This is a genomic window from Streptomyces coelicoflavus (assembly GCF_003112555.1).
Classification (GTDB): Bacteria; Actinomycetota; Actinomycetes; order Streptomycetales; family Streptomycetaceae; genus Streptomyces; species Streptomyces coelicoflavus.
In genome coordinates this window covers 1-19,377 of sequence record NZ_BEWB01000006.1, presented here as the reverse complement: position 1 = coordinate 19,377, position 19,377 = coordinate 1, and the positions used below count along the sequence as shown (strand labels likewise).

24 protein-coding genes and 1 pseudogene are annotated in these 19,377 nt (G+C 69.8%); 10 read left to right on the top strand and 15 right to left on the bottom strand.

Annotated elements, in window-relative coordinates:
* Positions 1-2 precede the first annotated feature (2 nt).
* The 11 genes from Sco07f_RS14855 to Sco07f_RS14805 form a co-directional block, all read right to left on the bottom strand.
* Entirely contained in the window at positions 3-1,055 is a 1,053-nt protein-coding gene (locus Sco07f_RS14855) for a hypothetical protein (RefSeq protein ID WP_420918820.1), read from the bottom strand.
* Entirely contained in the window at positions 1,043-1,714 is a 672-nt protein-coding gene (locus Sco07f_RS14850; protein ID WP_108988128.1) for a hypothetical protein, read from the bottom strand. Before Sco07f_RS14850 ends, Sco07f_RS14855 begins: the two co-directional genes overlap by 13 nt.
* Before the next feature lie 66 nt (positions 1,715-1,780).
* Positions 1,781-2,242, bottom strand: coding sequence for a TadE/TadG family type IV pilus assembly protein (locus Sco07f_RS14845; protein WP_007443867.1), 462 nt, complete (start codon positions 2,240-2,242; stop codon positions 1,781-1,783).
* Positions 2,239-2,616, bottom strand: coding sequence for a TadE/TadG family type IV pilus assembly protein (locus Sco07f_RS14840; protein ID WP_051005830.1), 378 nt, complete (start codon positions 2,614-2,616; stop codon positions 2,239-2,241). The genes Sco07f_RS14845 and Sco07f_RS14840 overlap by 4 nt, the downstream gene beginning before the upstream one ends.
* A gap of 74 nt (positions 2,617-2,690) precedes the next feature.
* Positions 2,691-3,152: a TadE family protein gene (locus Sco07f_RS14835; protein WP_007443865.1), complete on the bottom strand. Its 462-nt coding sequence runs from the start codon at positions 3,150-3,152 to the stop codon at positions 2,691-2,693.
* Between the two features lie 29 nt (positions 3,153-3,181).
* Positions 3,182-3,433: a hypothetical protein gene (locus tag Sco07f_RS14830; RefSeq protein WP_007443864.1), complete on the bottom strand. Its 252-nt coding sequence runs from the start codon at positions 3,431-3,433 to the stop codon at positions 3,182-3,184.
* A gap of 57 nt (positions 3,434-3,490) precedes the next feature.
* Positions 3,491-4,414 carry a type II secretion system F family protein gene (locus Sco07f_RS14825; RefSeq protein ID WP_042824882.1) on the bottom strand — a complete coding sequence of 308 codons (924 nt, stop codon included), beginning with the start codon at positions 4,412-4,414 and terminating at the stop codon, positions 3,491-3,493.
* Complete coding sequence (locus Sco07f_RS14820) at positions 4,411-5,412, bottom strand: type II secretion system F family protein (RefSeq protein ID WP_042824897.1); 1,002 nt, start codon at positions 5,410-5,412, stop codon at positions 4,411-4,413. Before Sco07f_RS14820 ends, Sco07f_RS14825 begins: the two co-directional genes overlap by 4 nt.
* Positions 5,413-5,485: 73 nt before the next feature.
* Positions 5,486-6,793 (bottom strand): TadA family conjugal transfer-associated ATPase, encoded by a 1,308-nt coding sequence (locus Sco07f_RS14815; protein ID WP_007443863.1) that lies wholly within the window; start codon positions 6,791-6,793, stop codon positions 5,486-5,488.
* Complete coding sequence (locus Sco07f_RS14810; RefSeq protein WP_007443862.1) at positions 6,790-7,668, bottom strand: hypothetical protein; 879 nt, start codon at positions 7,666-7,668, stop codon at positions 6,790-6,792. Before Sco07f_RS14810 ends, Sco07f_RS14815 begins: the two co-directional genes overlap by 4 nt.
* An 18-nt stretch (positions 7,669-7,686) precedes the next feature.
* Positions 7,687-8,400: a hypothetical protein gene (locus Sco07f_RS14805; RefSeq protein WP_108988127.1), complete on the bottom strand. Its 714-nt coding sequence runs from the start codon at positions 8,398-8,400 to the stop codon at positions 7,687-7,689.
* A 522-nt stretch (positions 8,401-8,922) separates the two neighbouring features.
* Here Sco07f_RS14805 and Sco07f_RS14800 point away from each other — a divergent pair.
* From Sco07f_RS14800 to Sco07f_RS14790, 3 genes are read left to right on the top strand one after another with little or no spacing between them, the layout of a single operon-like run.
* Entirely contained in the window at positions 8,923-9,840 is a 918-nt protein-coding gene (locus tag Sco07f_RS14800; RefSeq protein ID WP_108988126.1) for a hypothetical protein, read from the top strand.
* A gap of 38 nt (positions 9,841-9,878) precedes the next feature.
* Positions 9,879-10,646 carry a hypothetical protein gene (locus tag Sco07f_RS14795; protein ID WP_108988125.1) on the top strand — a complete coding sequence of 256 codons (768 nt, stop codon included), beginning with the start codon at positions 9,879-9,881 and terminating at the stop codon, positions 10,644-10,646.
* A 19-nt stretch (positions 10,647-10,665) separates the two neighbouring features.
* On the top strand, positions 10,666-11,538 hold the full coding sequence (locus Sco07f_RS14790; RefSeq protein ID WP_159106949.1) for a hypothetical protein: 873 nt from the start codon (positions 10,666-10,668) through the stop codon (positions 11,536-11,538).
* Between the two features lie 24 nt (positions 11,539-11,562).
* Here the strand turns inward: Sco07f_RS14790 and Sco07f_RS14785 are convergent, their stop codons facing one another.
* Both Sco07f_RS14785 and Sco07f_RS14780 read right to left on the bottom strand, forming a co-directional pair.
* On the bottom strand, positions 11,563-12,147 hold the full coding sequence (locus Sco07f_RS14785; protein ID WP_108988123.1) for a hypothetical protein: 585 nt from the start codon (positions 12,145-12,147) through the stop codon (positions 11,563-11,565).
* Positions 12,140-12,772 (bottom strand): hypothetical protein, encoded by a 633-nt coding sequence (locus Sco07f_RS14780; RefSeq protein WP_007443859.1) that lies wholly within the window; start codon positions 12,770-12,772, stop codon positions 12,140-12,142. The genes Sco07f_RS14785 and Sco07f_RS14780 overlap by 8 nt, the downstream gene beginning before the upstream one ends.
* 141 nt (positions 12,773-12,913) lie before the next feature.
* On the opposite strand from Sco07f_RS14780, the gene Sco07f_RS14775 reads away from it, so the two are divergent.
* The 3 genes from Sco07f_RS14775 to Sco07f_RS14765 all read left to right on the top strand — a co-directional run bounded on the left by Sco07f_RS14775 (position 12,914) and on the right by Sco07f_RS14765 (position 14,932).
* Positions 12,914-13,567 carry a hypothetical protein gene (locus Sco07f_RS14775; RefSeq protein WP_007443850.1) on the top strand — a complete coding sequence of 218 codons (654 nt, stop codon included), beginning with the start codon at positions 12,914-12,916 and terminating at the stop codon, positions 13,565-13,567.
* Between the two features lie 152 nt (positions 13,568-13,719).
* Positions 13,720-14,604: a hypothetical protein gene (locus Sco07f_RS14770; RefSeq protein WP_108988122.1), complete on the top strand. Its 885-nt coding sequence runs from the start codon at positions 13,720-13,722 to the stop codon at positions 14,602-14,604.
* Positions 14,605-14,626: 22 nt separating this feature from the next.
* On the top strand, positions 14,627-14,932 hold the full coding sequence (locus Sco07f_RS14765) for a DUF6317 family protein (protein ID WP_108988121.1): 306 nt from the start codon (positions 14,627-14,629) through the stop codon (positions 14,930-14,932).
* A gap of 4 nt (positions 14,933-14,936) precedes the next feature.
* Here Sco07f_RS14765 and Sco07f_RS14760 read toward each other — a convergent pair whose 3' ends face one another.
* Entirely contained in the window at positions 14,937-15,533 is a 597-nt protein-coding gene (locus Sco07f_RS14760) for a hypothetical protein (protein WP_108988120.1), read from the bottom strand.
* A 104-nt stretch (positions 15,534-15,637) separates the two neighbouring features.
* Between Sco07f_RS14760 and Sco07f_RS14755 the strand changes: the two genes are divergently transcribed.
* From Sco07f_RS14755 to Sco07f_RS14740, 4 genes are all read left to right on the top strand, one after another.
* Positions 15,638-16,987: a putative T7SS-secreted protein gene (locus Sco07f_RS14755; protein ID WP_007443847.1), complete on the top strand. Its 1,350-nt coding sequence runs from the start codon at positions 15,638-15,640 to the stop codon at positions 16,985-16,987.
* Positions 16,984-17,721: a hypothetical protein gene (locus Sco07f_RS14750; RefSeq protein ID WP_108988119.1), complete on the top strand. Its 738-nt coding sequence runs from the start codon at positions 16,984-16,986 to the stop codon at positions 17,719-17,721. The genes Sco07f_RS14755 and Sco07f_RS14750 overlap by 4 nt, the downstream gene beginning before the upstream one ends.
* Positions 17,722-17,782: 61 nt before the next feature.
* Positions 17,783-18,385, top strand: a complete 603-nt coding sequence (locus tag Sco07f_RS14745; protein ID WP_108988341.1) for a hypothetical protein — start codon at positions 17,783-17,785, stop codon at positions 18,383-18,385.
* A gap of 55 nt (positions 18,386-18,440) precedes the next feature.
* Complete coding sequence (locus Sco07f_RS14740) at positions 18,441-18,746, top strand: barstar family protein (protein ID WP_108987816.1); 306 nt, start codon at positions 18,441-18,443, stop codon at positions 18,744-18,746.
* On the opposite strand, the pseudogene Sco07f_RS14735 reads toward Sco07f_RS14740, so the two are convergent.
* Positions 18,747-19,377, bottom strand: a pseudogene (locus tag Sco07f_RS14735) (IS5 family transposase); the annotation flags it as partial. It lies immediately after the preceding gene.

The window sequence follows — 19,377 nt, the reverse complement described above, 5'->3', positions numbered from 1 at the left end:
TCCTAGCGGTTCACCGACTGGATCTCCTGTACCTTCACGTCCTCCGTCGCACCGAACGTGCCTTCGGGGAGGTTGCCGCCCTCGCCCGTGGTGCTGGTCCACGAGATCTTCCAGGTGACGGTGGCCCGCAGGGGGTACGAACCGTCGGAGCCGGAGGAGCGCAGGTACGTGACGCCGCAGGGCGGGGTGTCGTCCGCCTTGCCCTGTTCGTACGGCGCCCCGATGCTGCCGTCGGCGTTCAGCTCGCAGTCGCCGGACGCCGGGTAGGTGCGCGCGTCAGGCGTGCCGGGGTCGATGTGCAGGGAGACGGGTTCGGCGGTGGTGGTGGCGGAGAGGCCGGTGCCGGGGAGGCTCGCGGTGACCGAGATCTTCTTGAACCTCGTCCTGTCCAGCCAGACCCAGGTGGGGAGGTTCACCTTCGTCGTCTCGGCCGGCCGCATCTCGATCCTCGTGCCGGGGACCGGGAGTTCGTCGTAGGCGTACTCGGCGAGGATCTTCGGCGACACGGCGAGGGGCTCGTCGGGGGTGGTGCCGTTGTCCACCCAGAACGGCGGCTTGTCGCAGGCGCTGGCCTCGGGGTCGTCCTTGCGATTGGGGTTGACCGCGGCCGCCCAGAACATGCCCTCGCCCTGCTTGTCGAGGTTGTAGTCCTTGTACGGCTTGCCCTCCTTGTACCGCTGGTCCAGCGTGTCGCCGACGAACTCGCCGATGTCCCCGATGAACGGCAGCTCGCTGATGCCCCGCATGGCCTTGACGGTGGCCTCGATCTGCTTGGGCGAGAAGGCGGGCTCGTACCAGCACGCCGGCGGCGTCCAGTTGCTGTCGGTGGACGAGAGGTTGCCGGTCCTGCCCGAACCGGTGGTGCCGTTGACCGTCGTGCGGACCCTGGTCTGCACCGTGAGGTTCTTGCCCTGGACGCCGCCCTTGGCATCGCCCAGGCTGCTGCCGTCCCCCGTCTTCCCTCCGGCCTGTGCGGCCGTCGGGGCCAGGGCCATCGGGAGAACGAGTACGGCGACTACGAAACCCTGTCGACGTGTACGGCTCACGGCTGGCACTTCTCCGATCCTCGCTCCGACACCACGTTCACGGTCTGCCACACGCCGTCGGCGTTCTTCTCCATGCGCGCGTTGTAGGAGACGTAGTCGTCCGCGTCGCCGGGCGTCTTCTTGACCTTCTTGGTCTTCCGGTCCTTGCTGTACGACTCCGTTTCGTCACCGCAGTACGTCACCGTGGCGGCGTTGTCACCGCTGAGGGTGACCTCGCGGTCGTAGTAGCGCGTGGACCCGGTCCAGGTGGTGCCGCCCTCGTAGAAGGACTGGACGTAGGTCGCGGCCGCGACCAGGGCGTTGTCCTTGCTGTAGAACTTCAGGGCCGGGTGTTCCTCGGCGTCGACAGTGATCGCCTCGTCGATCGAGTTGATCATCCGTTCGTTGTCCGCGAGCACCGCGTCCTTGACGGGATCCCCGGTCTTGGTGCCCTCGAACACGTTCTTCACGTCGGCGGGCAGCTTGATCTCCGGCCGGTCCACCCCGTCCCCGCTCGCGGACGGCGAAGGCGACGCCGACGCGGACGCCGAAGCCCCCGTGTCCGCGCCCGCGATCTCGTCCTTCCCCGAGTCGTCGGAGTCCGAGCCGCCGCCGCAGGCGGTCAGCAGCAGGGCCACCGCCGTGGTCAGGGCGGCGGCAGCGGTCGCGGTCGTCGTACGTGTGCGCATGGGAGTCGTACCTCCGTCAGTGGGGGAAGGAAGGATGGATGGCGTCTGCGGGCGGGGCGGCATCGGTCAGCCCACCTCGTTCTCCGCCACCGCCCGACCGTGGACCACCACGTCGCCGCCGTAGAACGCCCCCGTGAACACCGGGGAGTACGTGAGCTGGACCTCGACCTGCACCCGTCCGGCGTCGGCCGTCACGCAGTGCGTCGCGGCGATGTCGCCGCCGGTCATGTTCATCTCGGCGGCGAATGCCTTGACCCGGGCGTCGCAGTTCTCGTAGTTGATGGGGGCGGGGCCGCCCTCGTTCTCGTAGACGGCCTCGCGGTCTATGTCCTGGGCGGCGTAGCGGGCGGCCTGTTCGGCGATGTCCGCGGCGCGTTCGCGCTTGGAGATGGACATGCCGCCGTCGATGACGAAGGCCGAGAGGGCGAGGAAGACCAGGGCGAAGATGATGACCGCGCCGGCACCGGAGCCGCGGTCGTCCAGGCGGGCGCCGCGCTCCACCAGCCAGTCGGGTACGAGGTGTCTCACGCGGCCCTCCGGTACGGGTCCAGCGGGGAGCTGAAGCTCGCCGAGAGGGTGGTGGGGATGTCGAGGCCGATCATCGACAGGCCGCGCACCTCGCAGCTGACCTCGACCGTGAAGAGCGTGTCCGGTTCGAAGCCGGCGCTCTTCTGGACGACGGACACGGGGCCGGAGCAGACGTCCTCCAGGTCGGCCTGGGCCGCCTTCCTCGCCTCGGCCATCGCCGTGCCGTGGTCCTTCTGGATCGAGCCCGCGCGTGCCGCGTCCCGGGCCGCGCCGTCCAGGGCGCCGCGGCCTTCGACGAGCTGGCCGAAGCCCACCAGGACGAGGATGAAGAGGATCATCACCGGGGCGAGGATCACCACCTCGATGGTGGACAGGCCCCGGTCGTCCGTCCCGACGCCGCCGGCCCCGGCCGTGCGCGCGCCGGTGCGGGAGTGGGAGTGGGCGACCACTAGTTCTCCCCCTCCTGTACGAACCGTTCCACCGGTCCCGTCGACTGCGCGTGCACCGTCAGGTCCAGGCCCGGGAAGACCGTCGGGACCCGGGCCGTGATCTCCACGCCGACCGTGTCCTGTTCGGGCTGGAGCATCTTCACGTCCGGCCCCAGGACCAGCTGGGGGCCCAGCTGGCGGATGTAGCTGTCGACCACGTCCCGCGCCTCGCCCCGCCAGCCGCCGGGCTGGTCGTGCGCCGTCGCGCGGGCCTTGCGGGCGCCCGCCTGGGCCGCCGCCTGTGCCACGTGGTCGGCGAAGAAGTACAGACCGAACTGCACCGTCGCGAAGATCATGAAGAACAGGACCGGCGTGAGGAACACGAACTCGATCGCGGTCATGCCGGAATCGCCGCGGGTGGCCGCCGCTTCACGCGCCGTCTCCACCCTGCGGCGTACCCGTCCGAGCACGCTTGCCGGCATCCCCGTGTACCCCGTACGTCCGTCCGGCCTCAGCAGGTGCCACTCGCGTCGGCGCCCTCGATGCACTCGCCGACCTTGGTGGCGCCCTTGTCCAGCGCCTGGCTGATGATGGCGGCCACCACGCCGACGATCGCGACGACGACCGCCGAGATGATGACCCACTCGACGGCGGACGCGCCGCGGTCGAGTTCGCCGGAGCGGGCGCGCTCGACGCGGCCCTGAAGGAAGGTGACCAGGAAGTCCACGGCCGGGATACCGGTGCGGAAGTTCCGTCCGTTCATGGTGATGTGTCCTCTCGAATCAGATTCTGGAAGCGGCTCGGAGCTGGAGGAGCTGAGTCACACCTGAAACACCCGCATCGCCGCCGGGTAGATCAGGAACACCAGGAACCCGGCGCACAGCAGGAGCTGGGCCACGAGCATCGACTGGGACTTCTCACCCGCGCTGCCCTCGATCTCGGCGAGTTCGCGGTGGCGCATGGTCTCGGCGCGGGAGGACAGGGACTCGCGGACCTTGGCGCCGTCGTCCGCCACCAGGGCGAGCGAGGCGGAGAGGTCCTTGAGTTCCTCGACGCCCAGGTCCTCGCCGAGCTGGCCCAGCGCCTGCCACTGGCTGATGCCCGTGATGCGGGCGTCGGACAGGGCGTTGCGGATGCGGTGGGTCGCCCAGCCGTCCGACACCTCCGCCGCCGCCATCAGGGCCTCCGGCAGACCCCGGCCGCCGGCCAGGCTCATGGAGACCAGGTCCAGATAGGCACCGATCACGCGCCGCAGGTCACGGCGCTTGTCGGCGGCGTCCCGGCGTACCTCCAGGTCGGGGAGGAAGAAGAAGAGCGCCGCACAGAGCAGGGCCAGCCAGACCGGGATGATCGGGCTGTCGCCGAAACCCAGCTGCCAGACGATCGCGAACAGCAGCGGGCCGAAGAACAGACCGCCCACGGCCAGCAGCACCTTCGTCGCCAGGAACTTCTCCCAGCTGCGGTCGAGCACCGCCAGGTCCGCGCGCAGCGAGCGCTGCTGCCAGCCCTGCTGGAGGTACAACTCGGCGACGCGGGCGCCGATCCGTGCCCGCAGCGAGCCGAGACGGCCGGTGTCCTGCGCCGTGCGCGACGACGACTCGTACGCCGCCCCGCGCGCCCGCATCGCGTCGATCCGGGCGACCTGCTGGACCGGGCTGCGTCTGCTCGGCATCAGGGCGCGGACCAGGACGTAGATGCCCAGGCCGATAACGGCGCCGACCAGGACCGGCATGGTCAGGTTCATCGTCGTACCCCCTCGTCCCCAGACGCGGGCGACGGCTGTGACGGTTGCGGCAGTCGCTGTACGGGCTGTCCCGGCTGGCCGGAGGCGCCGGGCCGGCCCGGCGTGCGCGGGCGCACGAACTGGACGTCGGAGCCGTCCCGGACCAGGAAGCGCTCCGGCGTCTCGATGGTCGACAGCTTGCGCATCCACCAGAAGCCCAGCGCGAACAGACCGCACACGCAGGCCAGGACGAGCTGGCCGACGGGCGAGCTGTACGGCTCGACGAAGTCCCGGTTGAAGATGGACAGGCCGAGGACGAAGAGCACCGACACCGCGACCACGATCTGCACGGAGCGGCGGGTCGAGGCGCGCTGGGCCATCACGCGCTGGCGCATGTCGACCTCCTCGCGCGCCGACTTGGCGAGCGCGCCGAGGACCTGGCGCAGACCGGGGCCGCGCAGCCGCGCGTTGAGGATGAGGGCGGCGACGATGATGTCGGCGGACGCGTCGTCGATCTCGTCGGCGAGGTGCTGGAGCGCGTCGGGCAGCGGGGTGCGCGAGCGCAGCCGGTCGACGAGGGCGTCCAGGTGGGGGCGCAGGACCGGGGCGGCGGCGCGGGCCGAGGCGGGGATGGCCTGCTCCAGGCCGACCGCGCCCGCGATCGTGTCGCGCAGCGACTCCGTCCAGGAGGCGAGTGCCTCGACCCGCTTCATGGCGGCGCGTTCCTCGGCGGCGCCGCCGAAGAGGCGGTCCCAGAAGAAGACGAGGACACCGGCCGCGATGCCGAGCACCGCCCAGCGGGTCAGGAGCAGGACGACGAGACCGACGAGGGCCGCGGCCGAACCGCGCCGTCCGGCCCAGCGGACCAGCTCGTTGACCCGCTCGCTGGCCTGCCGCTTCTCGTGTTCGGGCTTGGCGGGCAGTCCGCGTACGGCGACCAGGAACAGGGCGAGGCCGCCGCCGACGGCGACGCCGCAGCCGAGCGCGTACATGACCGTGGTGGAGAACAGTCCGCCCATGGAGCCGAGCGAGTCCAGTGCCGCGAGTGCGGTCGTGTCGTGCGTCATGTGGTGCGTGTGGCTCATGTCCGTCTCACCCCCACGTTCCGTTGGGCCGGTAGCCGTAGGCGATGAGTTCCTCCAGGCAGGCGATGGGGGCGTGCGGTACGACCTGGCCGTCGGCCGCCTCGGCGAACACCTCGCTGGACAGCACACGGCCGTCGACGCCGTTGACCTCGCGGACCGAGGTGACCATGCGCTGGAGGCGGCCGCCGCTCTGGAAGTCGTTGCGCCGCTGGACGAAGACGACGAAGTTGACGGCGCCGGCCACCAGCATCTGGCTGGCCTCGATCGGCAGCCGCTCCGTCGCTTGGAGGGCGTACGTGGAGATGCGGTTGAAGACCTCGTGCGAGCTGTTGGCGTGGATCGTGGAGAGCGAGCCGTCGTTGCCCTGCGACATCGCGTTCAGCATGGTGACGATCTCGTCGCCGAGCACCTCGCCGACGATGACGCGGGAGGGGTTCATGCGCAGCGAACGGCGGACCAGTTCCGCCATGCTGATGGTGCCCTGGCCCTCGGAGTTGGGCAGCCGCTCCTCGAACGCCACGACGTTGGGGTGGAGTTCGGGGAAGGTGTCGAGGCCGAGTTCCAGTGCCCGTTCGACGGTGATCAACCGCTCATGCGGCGGGATCTCGTTGGCGAGGGCGCGCAGCAGCGTCGTCTTGCCGGCGTTGGTGGCGCCGGCGATCATGATGTTCTTGCGGGCCCGGACCGCGCAGGCCAGGAAGTGGCCCAGCTCGGGGGTGAGGGTGCCGTTGCCGACCAGGTCGGAGATGAAGACCTTGCCCAGACGCGCGCGGCGGATGGAGAGCGCGGGGCGCCTGGCGACGTCCATGACCGCCGACAGACGCGAACCGTCCGGCAGCCTCAGGTCCAGCTGCGGGTTGGCGGAGTCGAAGGGGCGGGAGGAGAGGCCCGAGTAGGCGCCGAGGATCTGGATCAGCTCGATGAGTTCCTCGTCGGTCTCGGCGACCGGCTCGCCGCGTACCTCGCGCCCGTCGGCGTAACCGACGAAGACGTGGTCGCAGCCGTTGATGTCGATGTTCTCGACCTCGGGATCGTCGAGGAGCGGCTGGAGCCGCCCCACGCCGAACAGCGCGGCGTGCACGGCGGCCGCGTACGCCTCCTCGGTCTCCGCGTCCAGCGGCGTACGCCCGGCGTTGATCTCGGCGCGGGCGTACTCCTCGAGTATCTGCGCGATGACGGCGCGGGCGTAGTGCCGTTCGTCCTCGGTGGACATCGGGGTGACGCCGCCGGCCTGGTCCTGGCGGCGCTGCTCGGCGATGCGGTCACCGGCGTCCTGCCGGAACCGCTTGACCAACGAGTGGTCGACAGCGGTCATCGCCCGGCCCCCGCGTGGCCGGACATGCCGGCCGGACCGACGGGGCCGGTCGCGCCCGTGGGTCCGCCGGGCACGGACCAGGCGGCGCCGAACTGCTGGTACAGGTCCGAGGTGACCTTGCGGGCCGAGCGGATGAGCAGCGACTTCTCCAGCCGCCCGCGCCTGCGCCCGGCCAACTGGTCGGCGCCGGCCGGGTCGTCGGCGATGGTGCCGACCACGCGGGCGCCGGTCTGGGCGTGCACCAGCATGTCGTTGACCTGGCCGGAGAGCTTGGCGGCGTTGTTGGTGTCGGCGACGAGCACGACACCGATCAGCGGCAGACCGAGGCTCGAGGCCCCGCGCGATCCGCCGTGCAGCTTGTTGGACAGCGCGGCGGCACGGTCCCGGACCCGGGCGATGGCCTCCGGCTCGGTACGGGAGAGGAGCAGGACGAGCGAGGCGTGCGGGAACAGCTCGGTCGCCGGGGAGTCCCCGCTGATCCGGCCGCAGTCGGCGAGGACGTCGGCGGGGGCGTTCGGGGAGTCGGCGAGGGAGGCGAAGGCCCGGCCGAGGGTGGGCCACAGGCCCGCGAGCCCGGCGGCCTGCTCGGAGATGCCGAGTCCGACGAGGACCTCGAGGCCGCCGCTGAGCGGCTGTACGTGGTCCCAGAGCTGGTCGGGCACGAGGCCGCGGCGGGCGGTCGCGGCGATCGACAGCATGCCGGTGTTCGGGTTCAGCGGTCCGCCGTGCGCGGCGGCGGACCGGTACACCAGGTCGCCGCCCGCCGGATCGGCCTCGGCGAGCAGGACACGGCGCGGCCAGACCGCCGCGAGGGCGACGGCAGCGGTGGTGACGCCGGGCGAACCCTTGTCAGCGGCGAGGGCGATGAGAGCCATGGCTTCTTCGGTCGCCTTCTACTTGGCGGGAACGCGCACGAGGGCGACCTCGCCGGCGGACGAGGCCGACGCGAGCGCGGCCGCCTCACCTTCGTCGACCAGGAGGGTGATGGACTTGCTGCCGGTGCTCACGGTGGCGTCGCTCTCGCCCTTGACCCTCTCCACGGAGGCGGTCGCGATGAGACCGTTGCCGGACGACGACGAGGAGTCCTTGTCGGACGAGTCCGAGCTGCTGGAGCCACTGGTACCGACGCGGTACGCGGCGACCGTGTCACCGCCCTTGATGTCGGCGTAGTACTGGCCCTCCTTGAGCGCCAGACCGACGGACGCCTTGCCGGCGGGGACTTGCTCCTTGGCCCCGAACATCTGCCCCACCACGACCGTGCCCGCGTAGATCGGGGACTTGGCCTTCAGCTTCTTGAGGGCCTTGACCTTCGTCCACTCCACGTACTTGATGCTGTCGTCGGCGGCCACCATCACGGACGTGACGTTGTCACCGACGGACTCGCCCGCCTGGATGTCGGCCGTCACCTTGACGACCTCGACCCGGTCACCGACCTGCAGCACGAGCATCGTCGCGCCCAGCGCGCCCAGCAGGATCAGCAGCACCGCCAGCGCGGCCAGCGCCGGCTTGCGCTCGCGAGGAGGGCTGGGAAGCCGGTCACCGACCGACGGCTGAGCCGGAGCCGCGGAACGTCCCGCGCCCGCCCCCGTACGCTCCTGGATCTTCACGCAACCGCTCCCCGTACAACCAAGAAAGAAATCGTCTGCCACGCACCCACTTGGGCGCCGATCGACCAAGTGGGCAGAATCATCTGCAATTTCGGACACTTCGCCCGCGCCCGCCCGACCGGTGACGTCCCGGGGCATCCCCTGACGCACCCGCCCGACCTGGGCGATTAACCAGCAGTAAGGCGAGTGTCAAGCCATCGCACCGTATCAGCCGCACATAAGCCCCTCAAGGCACGCCCACCCCCTGCCCAGACACCCCGCCCACCGTTATTCATCTGCAACTTCACGCCCGCGGAACCCCCTTGAGCACGGCCCCGCCGAGCACCCCTCCCACTGTGCTCGCGCGAACCGATGAGGACCAGGGCCGGCCGCCCCGCACGTGCGGTTCGTCACGGTGCACCCATGACCCCTGCACGATTCACTCACGAGGGATCCGACGGCCCGTGCCATGATCTTCGCTCGGATCGGTGACGGGTCAGTGACGGGGCGAGTACGCAGAGGGAACGGGGTCGGGGGGCACGGATGGGTCTACTTCCGGTGAGCGGGGCGGCGTTGAGGTCGGACACCCGGGTACGGGAGGCCGCGCGGGACATCGGCGCCCGGTACGGCGTCGACTACACCGACGACGCGGCCGTGACGGCGCTGCTGGCCGAACGCCGCAAGTCCCTGGAGACGGAACAACGCCGGCCGGCGGCCTATCTGGGGCTGCTGACGCTGATGGCGGGCATGTTCCTGCCGTTCGGGATCCCGCTGTCCCCGGCGCTGGACGCCCACCTGTTCGCCGTACTGGGAGCCGCGGGCGCCCTGACGGTCGTCGGCGCGGCCCTGCTCGTACACGCGCGAGCCCAATGGAAGCAGGCACTGCGCAACGGCCCCTTGGCCGGCTACCGCGAGGTCCTCGGCATCGCCCGCGCCCACGGCATCCCGCTGGCACACATACCGCCGTGGCTGGAGGGCCGGACGACGGGCGGAGGCGGGAAGGGCGCGGCCCCGATCCCGACGTACCCGCCGGTGGAGCCGGCACCGCAAGCCCCCTCGGACGCGCCACCGGACTCGGCACCGGCACCGGCACCATCAACCCCGGCGCCCGCTTCCGTATCCGTATCCGTACCGCCGAAGCCCTCGGCCGTCTCGCACTACGAGCACATGGCGGACGCGGGCGGCTGGCACGACGAAACGGGCTGCCTCCTGTTCCTCGCCGGCGCGGGTGGCGTGACCTGGGCCGTCACCGTGGGCACCGCGGTCGGGTACGCGGCCCTCCTCCTCGTTCCCGTGGCTGTCTGGATCTGGCTGGCGGGCCGTCGCCAGGGCCGTGAGAAGGAGGAGTTGCGCGAGGAGGCCCTGAAGTACGTCACAGCGCTGGAGGCGGCGCAGGCAGCGGGCGCACGCGTACCGGAACTCTCCCCGCAGTTGCGCGCGCTGCTCGACGACCACCACTGACCCCACTCCTCCCCCACCCACGAAGCAACGGAGCACCCGTGAACCGCGCGAACCGCGTGAACCGCCCCTCATCGGCAGCCCTCGCCGCCCTGTCCCTGCTGTCCCTCACCGCACTCACCGCGTGCGGCGGCGACTCGGAGCCGGACCCCGCGACCGACAAGTCGAGGACAAGCGCATCCGCGACCGCGGCCAAGGCCCCCTCCCCCGCGGAGCACCTGGCCGCGACGATCGTCACGAAGACCGACACCGACGGCTTCCAGGTGGACGAGCCGGCCGACGAGTTCGTGTTCGCCAAGTCCGCCGACGAGGTGACGGTCGACAAGCCCGCCTGCGCACCCCTCGCCCACGCCATGAACCAACTGCCGCTCGGCACCCCCGAGGCCGACCTGACCCGGGTGGCCTCGGGACCGACGGACGCGCCGACGCAGCTGACCAGGGGCATCACCTACACGTACGTCACCCTGGCGTCCTACGCCCCGGGGAAGGCGCAGTCCGCCTTCGCCGACGTACGGAAGGCGGTGGACGCGTGCGGCGACGGCTTCACGGCCAAGGCGAACGGCAACGAGAGCCCGTACGACTCCGTCACGGCGGAGAAGGTCACCCCGGCCGGCGACGAGTCGCTCGGCTACACGTCCACGATGACGTTCCGCGGCGTCCAGCACGTCCTGCACGGCGAGGTGGTCCGCAGCGGCGACGTCCTCGCCGTCTACTTCTCGGCCGACGGCATGGCCATCGCCAACGGCAGGCCGAGCGACGCGAGGCTGTCACCCACGGTGGTGAAGGCGCAGAACGCGAAGCTGGGTTGATGCCGTGAAGAACCTCCGGTTGCGCGCCGTGACAGGCGTCGTCGCGGGCCTGATCTCTCTCACCCTGACCGTGCTGTTGGCGGTGTCCCGGCCGGAACTGTTGGAGTGGGCCCGGGCGAAGGCCGAGGACCGGGGCCGGACCGACGAGGCGTTCATCTTCGTCTGGGCCCTGATCGCGCTGCCCCTGGCCGGACTCCTGCAGACACCGGTGGCGCGCAGGCGCGGGGCGCGGATCGGCGCGGGCTGGGCCCTGATCGCCGGCTACTGGCTCCTCGTCCTGCTCCTTGCTCCGGTGGCCTGGCAGGCGGAGGGGCTGTTCCCTCCCACCGACGGTCCCGGCAAGAGCGGCGGCGTCTTCGGTGCGGCGGTCGGGCTGGTGATCGGTACGCCGGTGTACGCGGTCGTCTCGGGGGCCGTCTTCCGTACGGTGCGTCCCGGAGAGACCCTGAGCGAGCAGGTGCGGAGCCATGTGGCGGGCGTCGCCGTCCTCACGGGCGTTATGACCGGTGCTGTGGTGGGCCTGGCCTGCGGACTCGGCTTCCGCTTCCCGGCCGCGGGCGCCCCCGCCCTCGTCCTGCCGGGCGGCATCCTGTGGGGAATGCACGCGGGTGCGGCCCTGGGCTGTCTCGCCGCGGGCCGCTTGCAGCCGTCGTCGCCCGCCCCACGCCGTACGACGACGGAACCGGCGCTCGCCTTCGCCCGTACGGGAGCGGCCCTCCTCGCCTGCTGCCTGTGCGTGTCCCAGCTGGGCTGGGCGCTGCCGATGTGGGCGGTCGTGGTGGTCGGGGTACCGGCGCCGTACCTGCTGTTCGTGTGCGCGGCACGGTGGGAGTGGCTGGGGCGGTGGGTGACTTTCCGCGTGGTGGAGGTGCCGAAGGGGGCGTTCACGTGAGGGCCGGGCGAGGCGTGCTGCCGCCTACCGCTGTCGGGCGGCGCGGCTCTTCCCCTTGCCTCTCCTGCGCAGCTTCCGCAGGCGTGCACGCTCCCGCACGCGGCGCTCCTCGAGCACGGCGCGGCGACGGCGGTAGGTGAGCCATCCCACGACGGCCACGCAACCGACGTACACGAGGAGCGCGGGGCCGGTGCCGGGGACGTACGCACAACCCTCCTCGTACGACCGGCAGTTCCTGCCCCGCAGTCCGCTGAGCAGGAAGAAGACCGGCGCGAGGGCAGCCGCGCAGCACGCCCCGCGGGCAACTCGGCACGGGATGGCGCCGGACGCCTTCCCGGCGCCGTTCGCGGCAGGGCTCCCGAGCCTCCCCGACACGGCACCACCCCACCCGAGGAGCGTGACCAGCCCCAGAGCGCCCCCTACGCCCCAGGACCCTCCGGGCAGCTCGTACAGCACGGGTGCACTCTCGCGTGCGGCCCACCGCGACCCTCCGAACAGGCCGACGAGCACCGCCGCTCCCACCACGACGAACAGCATGAATCCGACGCCGTCCCGCACCCGGAACCGAGCGTTGCCCTCCGACGCCCCGGCCGTCGGCCGCTCAGGCATCGCCGTACGCCCGATCCCACCTGCTCTGGCGCACGCCACCCCACGTGCCCATCACGACGGCCGCCCCGAAGAGCGTCGCCAGGAGCACTCCGTAGGAGCTGGTACGCCCGTCGTCGGGGCTCGCGATGCCTTCCGGGTCGTACCGCACGCGCACCTCGTCGCCCTTGGCCGTCGCGTCCCGGCAGCCGTCGCTTTCCGAGAGCGAGGGCGAAATGTCCTGTCCGTCGACGGTGCGCAGTTCGCAGTGGTTGGTACTGCTGTGGTCCGCGCTCACGACCACCGCGTCGGCCGACACACCCCGGTCCGCGAGGGCCGCCGCTTCCCCGGCGACCGTGCCGAGAAATCCCAGGGCCACCCCGGCGATCGGCGGCACGATCAGCTGCCAGGCCACCTTCCGCTGCTTGCGCGGCACGCGGCGCAGCAGGAGCACCGGGACGAGGAGCGACGCCAGGGGAAGGAGGAAAACGGCGAACAGTCCCCCCACCCCACGCACCGCGGACGGAAGCGGAACGACGGGGCCCAGCCAGGACAGCCCCAGCGAACCACCGGCGCACACCAGGCTGAACGCCAGCCACCGCACCATGTCGGAACGGGCCGCCCTGCTCCGGGATATGACATCCGCCACGTGTTTCCTCGCCCCTCACTAGCCCCTCGGGTGTCCAGAGCACCGTAGCGGCACCCGAAGCAGTTCACTCTGGCGAAACCGGGAAGCGCGCAGATACCGTCAGTAGCCTCGACCGCTCATCTGTCTCACGGGGAGTCCACTGTGAAGCGCCGCTCTTTGCCCGTTGCTGCCGCGCTCGCCGCCTCAGCAGCTCTGCTGCTGACGGCCTGCGGGGGCGGGGACGACAAGTCCAGCGACAACGACAAGATCGCGGGGGCCGATGTGTCCGCACCGGCGTCGTCGGACTCCCCCGACGCTTCGGACGACACCGCCGAACGGCCAACGATGAAGCTTCCGGACGACGTCACCGAAACGTTCGAGGGCTGGAAGACCGGAGACGACACGGAGGATGCCGTCCTGGCCGACGCAGGGCACGCACAGACCGCGGTCACGTACGCGATCACCCAGGGCGACCCGGAATCAGCACCGTTGAGCTTTTACCAGACAGGTACGGCACTCGCCGGCAGCCAGGACTGGGTGAAGGGCATCGTCGACGCGGGACTCACGTACTCGGGAGCTGTGCGCTATTACGCCCCGGACATCAGCGTGTTCGACAAGAAGACGGCCGGCGTCTCGTACTGCGCCGACGAGAGCAAGGCCTACAACAAGAACAGGAAGACGCAGAAGGTCGACAAGGTTCCCGCCACCGACCAGTCCTACGTCTTGTACAGCACCCGCCTGGAGAAGAACTCCAAGGGCGTCTGGCAGACGACGAAGCTTGAATCGGAGCGGGGGAACAAGAAGTGCGTTCAGTGAAGACGCGCCGTCGATTGCTTGCCACTGGTGCGGCTGCCGGAATCATCGCGCTGACACCGAGTACAGCACTCGCCTGGGGCACACCCGGCGAGTCGAACGGTCAGAAGACCGAAACCGGTGGTGATGGCCGCGGCGGCAGTCTCACGTCCCGCGTGACATTCCGGGGTGCCGTCGGGGGGAGCGGTGACGGGGGCGGCACCGGCAAGGTGCAGCCGGTCGGTGACTGGGCCCCGCCTGCCTGCTGGTACGAGCCCCGCTCCGCCCAGGAGTTCTCGAAGTACGTGGAGAACACCTACGACGAGACGGTCAACACACCGGGCCAGCACAGCTACGCCAAGACTTCCGTCGGCAAGTTCCGGGACAAGTACAAGGACGGCGAGTACGAGAACTACAACCTCGACGAGGCGGACAAGGGTAACTGGTGGGTCGCGGTCCGGGACGAGGACCGCTGGATGGAGCCTGAGGCGCAACTCTGCGACAAGGAGCCCTTCTGGGTCGAGAACGGCGACGCCCCGGACGTCGAGAACGCCGTGACTCCCCAGATCCTCGCCGAACTCGCGTACAACCGGGTCAGCTTGCCGACGACCGAAGTGACCCTCGCGCCTCCTGCGGCCACCAAGGTCAATCTTCCGACCTGGGCCTGGCTCGACCGGACGACGTTCAAGGAAGTCTCCGTCACCGCCGAGCTGAATGTAGGTGGCCTGCACATCGCGGCGACGACCACCGCCACGCCGAAGTCCTTGAAGCTGGAGCCGGGCACCCCGGACGCCGAGACCTACCCGGCCTCCGGCGAGTGCACGTTCGACGACGACGGCTCCATCGGCGAGCCCTACGCCAAGGGCAAGGCCGACCAGACGCCGCCCTGCGGCATCAGGTACCTCCGCTCCTCCGGAGACGGCACCTTCGACCTCCAGGCCACCATCACCTGGGACATCGCCTGGACCGGCACCGGAGGAACGGGCGGCGACCTGCCCGACGGCACCTTCGAGAACGCCCAGGCGGTCACGGTGCAGGAAATCCAGTCGATCAACCGCTGAACACAACACGGAGCAGGTGCACATGTCCTTCCTGAAGTTTTTCTCCGACGATGTCAAGGAGATGGCGAAGACCCTCGAGAACAGCGGGGGCCGCATGAAAGAGGCATCGCAGGAAATGAAGCGGGCCGACTCAAGCCAGGTCGGCCACTCCGAACTCCAGTCGGCCTGCGACGTCTTCGCGGACTCCTGGGACTACGGCTTCGGACAGTTGTCCAAGCTGACGAAGGGTGTCTCCAAGTTCGCCAACAAGGCGTCCGAGGAGTTCCTCAAGATGGACCAGGCGCTCTACGACGAACTGAAGAAGTCAGCGGCAAAAGCCAAGAAGTGACCGCTCACGCGTCGATACGCGGCGGCCACTCCACACCTGCCGCGGCGAGCCGGTTGAGATGCGTACGCCTCCGCCGCCGCGTCACGCCGAGACCGACGAGGTAGAACGCGAAGAAGGCGAGCCAGATACCCACCGCGACGAGGACGTTCCTCACCGTGTATCCGGGAAAGATGAGGAAGATCGCCATGACGACGGGAAGAATGAGGATGTTGCTCAGCACGCGCGGGTTGTACCGGCCGCTCGCGTCAACCACCATCTGCGAGTAGAGCAGTTCCACCTGGGGCCGTGCTTCCGGGACCGGGGTGAGACCGAGCCCCGGCCGCATGCCTGGCAGCGGCCTCCTGCCCGAAGCCTGCTGCTGGTCGGCCTGGAGTGCGGCGGCCCGTTCCCGAGCGTCAGGCATGCGGACGAACAGAAAGAACGGATTGTTCAGGGCCGCGTTTCCGGGTGCGTGTCCGACGTAGCGATACCCGAATCTCTCGGCGACGTACGCGAAGGCCGCGAACTTCTTCAGGCCGGGGAAATGTGGTCTTACCGTGAACTCGCGCGCCTCCTCCGTGACAGCTTTCATCAGCTCGTTCAGGAGATGCCGTTCGTCCATGACCGCCTCCTCCTCGGCTCGTACGGGGGCGGCCCCATCGTGACACACGGACGCCGCTGGTAACTTACCGGCTCAGGCAGCACAAAAGCACGGGGAGAAGTCCGATGAGTTCCGAAAAATACCCGAATCTGGGGTTCGATCCAGCGCCCGGCGATCTTGAGGCTGTCCGGGATCTGGTGAAGGCGGTGGGCCGTGTCACCAGCGGCAGTGACACGGCCCAGACGGAGCTGAGCAAGATGGGAACCGCGGACGGCATATGGGCGGGCAAGGCCGCCACTGCGTTCCAGGACACCTACTCCCCCGTTCCCCCGTATCTGAAGAAGGCCCTGGGATCACTGGACACCGCTCACCGGGCTCTCGGCAGCTGGGAAACACAGCTGGACGGATTCCAGTCCAGAGCACGGAAGCTGGAGGAAGAGGCGGCGGAAGCGGCTCGTAAGGTCAACTCCGCCCAGAACGCGGTGGACCTGCTGCCTACGTCCACCGCGGGGCTGTCGGACGACGACGAGAAGAAGCACGAGAAGGAGTCCAAGGCGAAGAAGAAGTCCCTGGAGACCGCCACCGGCGAACTGTCCGCGATCCGCAGCCGGGCGCACACGCTCCAGAGCGAGCACGGGCAGGCCGCGGCGGACATCACACGCCGGGTCAAGGGCGCCGCCGACGACGCGCCCCCCGAACCGGGCTGGTTCGAGGAGGCGCTGGACGCGGTGGGCGACCTGCTCTCGGACGCCTGGGACACCATCACGGACCCGAACTTCTGGAAGCTGATCGGCGACATCCTGGCGGACATCGCCATGGTCGTCGGCGTCCTGGCGATCTTCTTCTCCGGCCTCGGGGTGGCCGCGTTCATCATCGCGGGGCTCGCGCTCGCCTTTCACCTCGCCGCCAAGGCCGGCGGGGCCGACGTGACCTGGGAGACCATCGCCTGGGACGCCGTCGGTGTGTTCGCCGGTGGTCTCAGCCTGGCGGGAGCCCGGCTCGCCCAGTCCGGCCGCGCCCTGGTCAACGCCGGCCGGGAGCTGCGGCTGTCCTCCGGCTTCATGAAGGCTCTGGGCAACGTCCGGTTCGGCAACATCCTCAACGGCCTGCGCGGACTTCCCAGCGGCGTCGCCAACTCCGCACGGGGGCTGGGCATGGCCGGCAAGGGCTGGTCGTTCGTCGCCGCCGGTACTGCCGTGGACAAGGCGGCGACCTGGTCCGGTGCCGCGCTGGCGATCGGTTCCAACATGCACAACGGCACGTGGGACCAGGGACGTTGGACGGACGGCGAGTTCAAGATCGGTGACATTCCGGTCGTCGGACCGTTCATGGACTACTTCGGGCCCACCGACGAGGGCGAGGTCATGGCACCCGGGCCGACGTCTCCCACCTTCGACACGCAGACCGCCCTCAGCTCCTCGGGCAGCACCTTCACCAAGCACCTCGACCCCTCGCAGATGGGTACGGCCGCATGAGCGCGGTCTCCCACGGCCCGACCGAAGACGTCGAGCGCAGCACAACCGCTCCCTTTCACTACGCCTTCCACCACGACGTGCCCGACGAGTTCGTCAGGCTTCCGGAGCCGACGGAGTCCGACGGCTGGCGCGAGGCCATGGCGGAACTGCTGCCAGGAGCGGACACGGAGGCACAGGACGCCGCCAGCGAGGGACTTCGCCGCCAGCTGCCACTGCTGAGCGCCAGGGAGAACGTGCTCCTCACCGCCATGTGCGTCGGCACCGAGGAGGTGGACGGCGGTGAGCGCCTGTCCATGGGCCTGCTCGCGGTCACCGTCCGCCCGAGCGGGCACAGCCCCGTTCAGCGCCTCTTCACCGCTGAGGGCATTTACCAGGCGACCGCCAAGAAGTTCTTCTCCAACGTCGCCGAGGAGCGCCTGGAAGAGATCAGCCTCCCGTCGGGCGAAGGCCTGCAGGGTCCGCAGGACATGGTGCTCGCCACGAAGCTTCCGTGCGGGCCAGGGGTGATGTCGACGTCCCTGCGCACGCTGCGGCTGCCCCCCATCGAGGCCGGGATCGCCGTACCGCCCCTTCCGATGGCGGCCCTGCAGCTGATCGTCCCCGCACCCCACAGCTACTGCGTGTACGTCACCATCTCCACGCCGTCCGTGTTCCTGCTGGACTCCTACAGCGCACGCCTGGCACACATAGGCCGCACCCTCGCATTCGGCGAGCCGCCCGAGGACGCGGGATGAGCACACGTCCCCTCATGTCGCCGTGCGCCTCCACGCGATGCCCTGGCCCGGGAGGGCCGCGGTGCTGAGGGCACAGCTCGCAGCTCTGCTGAGGGACGGCGCGCAGAGCAGGCAGCAGCACGAGGCCCGCAACCTCCAACGCTCGTGGCGCAGATTCGCCGCCTTCGCCTACGTCGCCGAGCAGTACGGGTACCGGTACAACGGGCTGTCCCCACTCTCCCCCGCAGGGAGCCCGAACCCCTACTTCGCTTTCCGCCGGCTGCCGGATGCACCGGAGCGAGCGGCGTGGAGCGCGCAGCACCACCCCGCCGCGCCGGAGGGCGGACCGCTGCCCGGCATGCGCCCCGGAGGCAGCCGGTTGCGGCCACTGCCCGAGGTACAGCAAGAGGTCGATCTCCTGCACGCCCGCATCATGGTCGATTACAGCCGCACCCACCGGCGCCGAGGGCTGACCGCTCTCCTTGTCCTCCTCGTGGCCATGCTCATCCCCCTCTCTCAGACCGGCTTCAGTGCCCAGTCGCTGCTGGTGTGCGGCGCCGTCTGGCTGCTCTTCGCCGCACTGTGGCTGACGGGCCTCGTCATCGCGCGACGCCGGTACGCGAAATACAGTCGCGTGCTCCGGGACTCCGGAGTCGACTGGCCCCCGAACCCCTCACTCGCCTAGGTCCTGTCTCTTTGGAGGTCTGACGCCTTGGATGAGGGCCGATTACTCTGTCGTGATGGCCAAGAGGATTGAGTCGGAGCTGGTGGTTGACCTGCGGGGTAGGTCGATCGAGACGCTCGATGACTTCTGGGACGCCGTGGCTGAGCCTTGCGGACTGCCGGAGTGGTTTGGCCGGAACACGGAAGCCTGGCGGGACACCATCCAGACGCGGGGCATCTCCGAGGTCATCGACAGCTATGACGTCCTGGTCGTGCACGTGGACAAACGAGGAGTCTTCGCGGCCCGGAACCGCGAAGCTCGAGCCCTGCGAAGCGTCTTTTCAGGGAGGCAGTCGCGTCTGGTCGTGCACGAGCTGCTCTGATCACCGCGTCGAGCGGGACCAGATCAGGATGGCCGCCAAGTGCAAAGCAGCCTCGTAGGCCAGGGCAAGCTTGTCCGTGCGCATCGCCAGACCACGCCACTGCTTCAAGCGGCTGATGCACCGTTCGACGGTGTTGCGCTGCTTGTACGCCTCCGCGTCGAAGCCTGGTGGCCGGCCTCCGGCTCGCCCTCTCCGCAGGCGGTGTCCGACCTGGTCGGCAGGCTGCGGGATGACGGCGCGGATGCCTCGCCGTCGGAGATGGCTACGGATCGCGCGGGAAGAATAGGCGCGGTCCGCGAGGACGGTCTCCGGTCGAGTCCGGGGCCTGCCGAGTCCGTGTCGCGGGACGCGGATTCTCGCCATGACGGCCTCGAATGCCGGAGCATCACCCGCCTGACCAGCGGTGACGTAGAGGGCCAACGGCCGTGCCCGGTTATCGCTGGCCAGATGTACCTTCGTACTCAGGCCGCCACGAGAACGTCCGAGTGCGTGATCGTCGGGTTCCGACCGTCGCGCAGCCCCCTTTTCACGGCCCCAGCCGCGTGCTGATGGGCCCGGCAGATGGTGGAGTCCAGCGAGACCGTCCACTCCACGTCGTCATCCGCGTCGGCGGTGGCCAGGACTGCGGCCA

What these genes read in the sequence shown, in the direction of transcription:
- Sco07f_RS14755 (WP_007443847.1), top strand. Translation starts at nt 15,638, where the DNA reads ATGAGTTCCGAAAAATACCCGAATCTGGGGTTCGATCCAGCGCCCGGC.
- Sco07f_RS14785 (WP_108988123.1), bottom strand. Translation starts at nt 12,147, where the DNA reads ATGCCTGAGCGGCCGACGGCCGGGGCGTCGGAGGGCAACGCTCGGTTC.
- Sco07f_RS14825 (WP_042824882.1), bottom strand. Translation starts at nt 4,414, where the DNA reads ATGAACCTGACCATGCCGGTCCTGGTCGGCGCCGTTATCGGCCTGGGC.
- Sco07f_RS14750 (WP_108988119.1), top strand. Translation starts at nt 16,984, where the DNA reads ATGAGCGCGGTCTCCCACGGCCCGACCGAAGACGTCGAGCGCAGCACA.
- Sco07f_RS14765 (WP_108988121.1), top strand. Translation starts at nt 14,627, where the DNA reads ATGTCCTTCCTGAAGTTTTTCTCCGACGATGTCAAGGAGATGGCGAAG.
- Sco07f_RS14830 (WP_007443864.1), bottom strand. Translation starts at nt 3,433, where the DNA reads ATGAACGGACGGAACTTCCGCACCGGTATCCCGGCCGTGGACTTCCTG.
- Sco07f_RS14850 (WP_108988128.1), bottom strand. Translation starts at nt 1,714, where the DNA reads ATGCGCACACGTACGACGACCGCGACCGCTGCCGCCGCCCTGACCACG.
- Sco07f_RS14835 (WP_007443865.1), bottom strand. Translation starts at nt 3,152, where the DNA reads ATGCCGGCAAGCGTGCTCGGACGGGTACGCCGCAGGGTGGAGACGGCG.
- Sco07f_RS14760 (WP_108988120.1), bottom strand. Translation starts at nt 15,533, where the DNA reads ATGGACGAACGGCATCTCCTGAACGAGCTGATGAAAGCTGTCACGGAG.
- Sco07f_RS14820 (WP_042824897.1), bottom strand. Translation starts at nt 5,412, where the DNA reads ATGGGCGGACTGTTCTCCACCACGGTCATGTACGCGCTCGGCTGCGGC.
- Sco07f_RS14800 (WP_108988126.1), top strand. Translation starts at nt 8,923, where the DNA reads ATGGGTCTACTTCCGGTGAGCGGGGCGGCGTTGAGGTCGGACACCCGG.
- Sco07f_RS14815 (WP_007443863.1), bottom strand. Translation starts at nt 6,793, where the DNA reads ATGACCGCTGTCGACCACTCGTTGGTCAAGCGGTTCCGGCAGGACGCC.
- Sco07f_RS14740 (WP_108987816.1), top strand. Translation starts at nt 18,441, where the DNA reads ATGGCCAAGAGGATTGAGTCGGAGCTGGTGGTTGACCTGCGGGGTAGG.
- Sco07f_RS14810 (WP_007443862.1), bottom strand. Translation starts at nt 7,668, where the DNA reads ATGGCTCTCATCGCCCTCGCCGCTGACAAGGGTTCGCCCGGCGTCACC.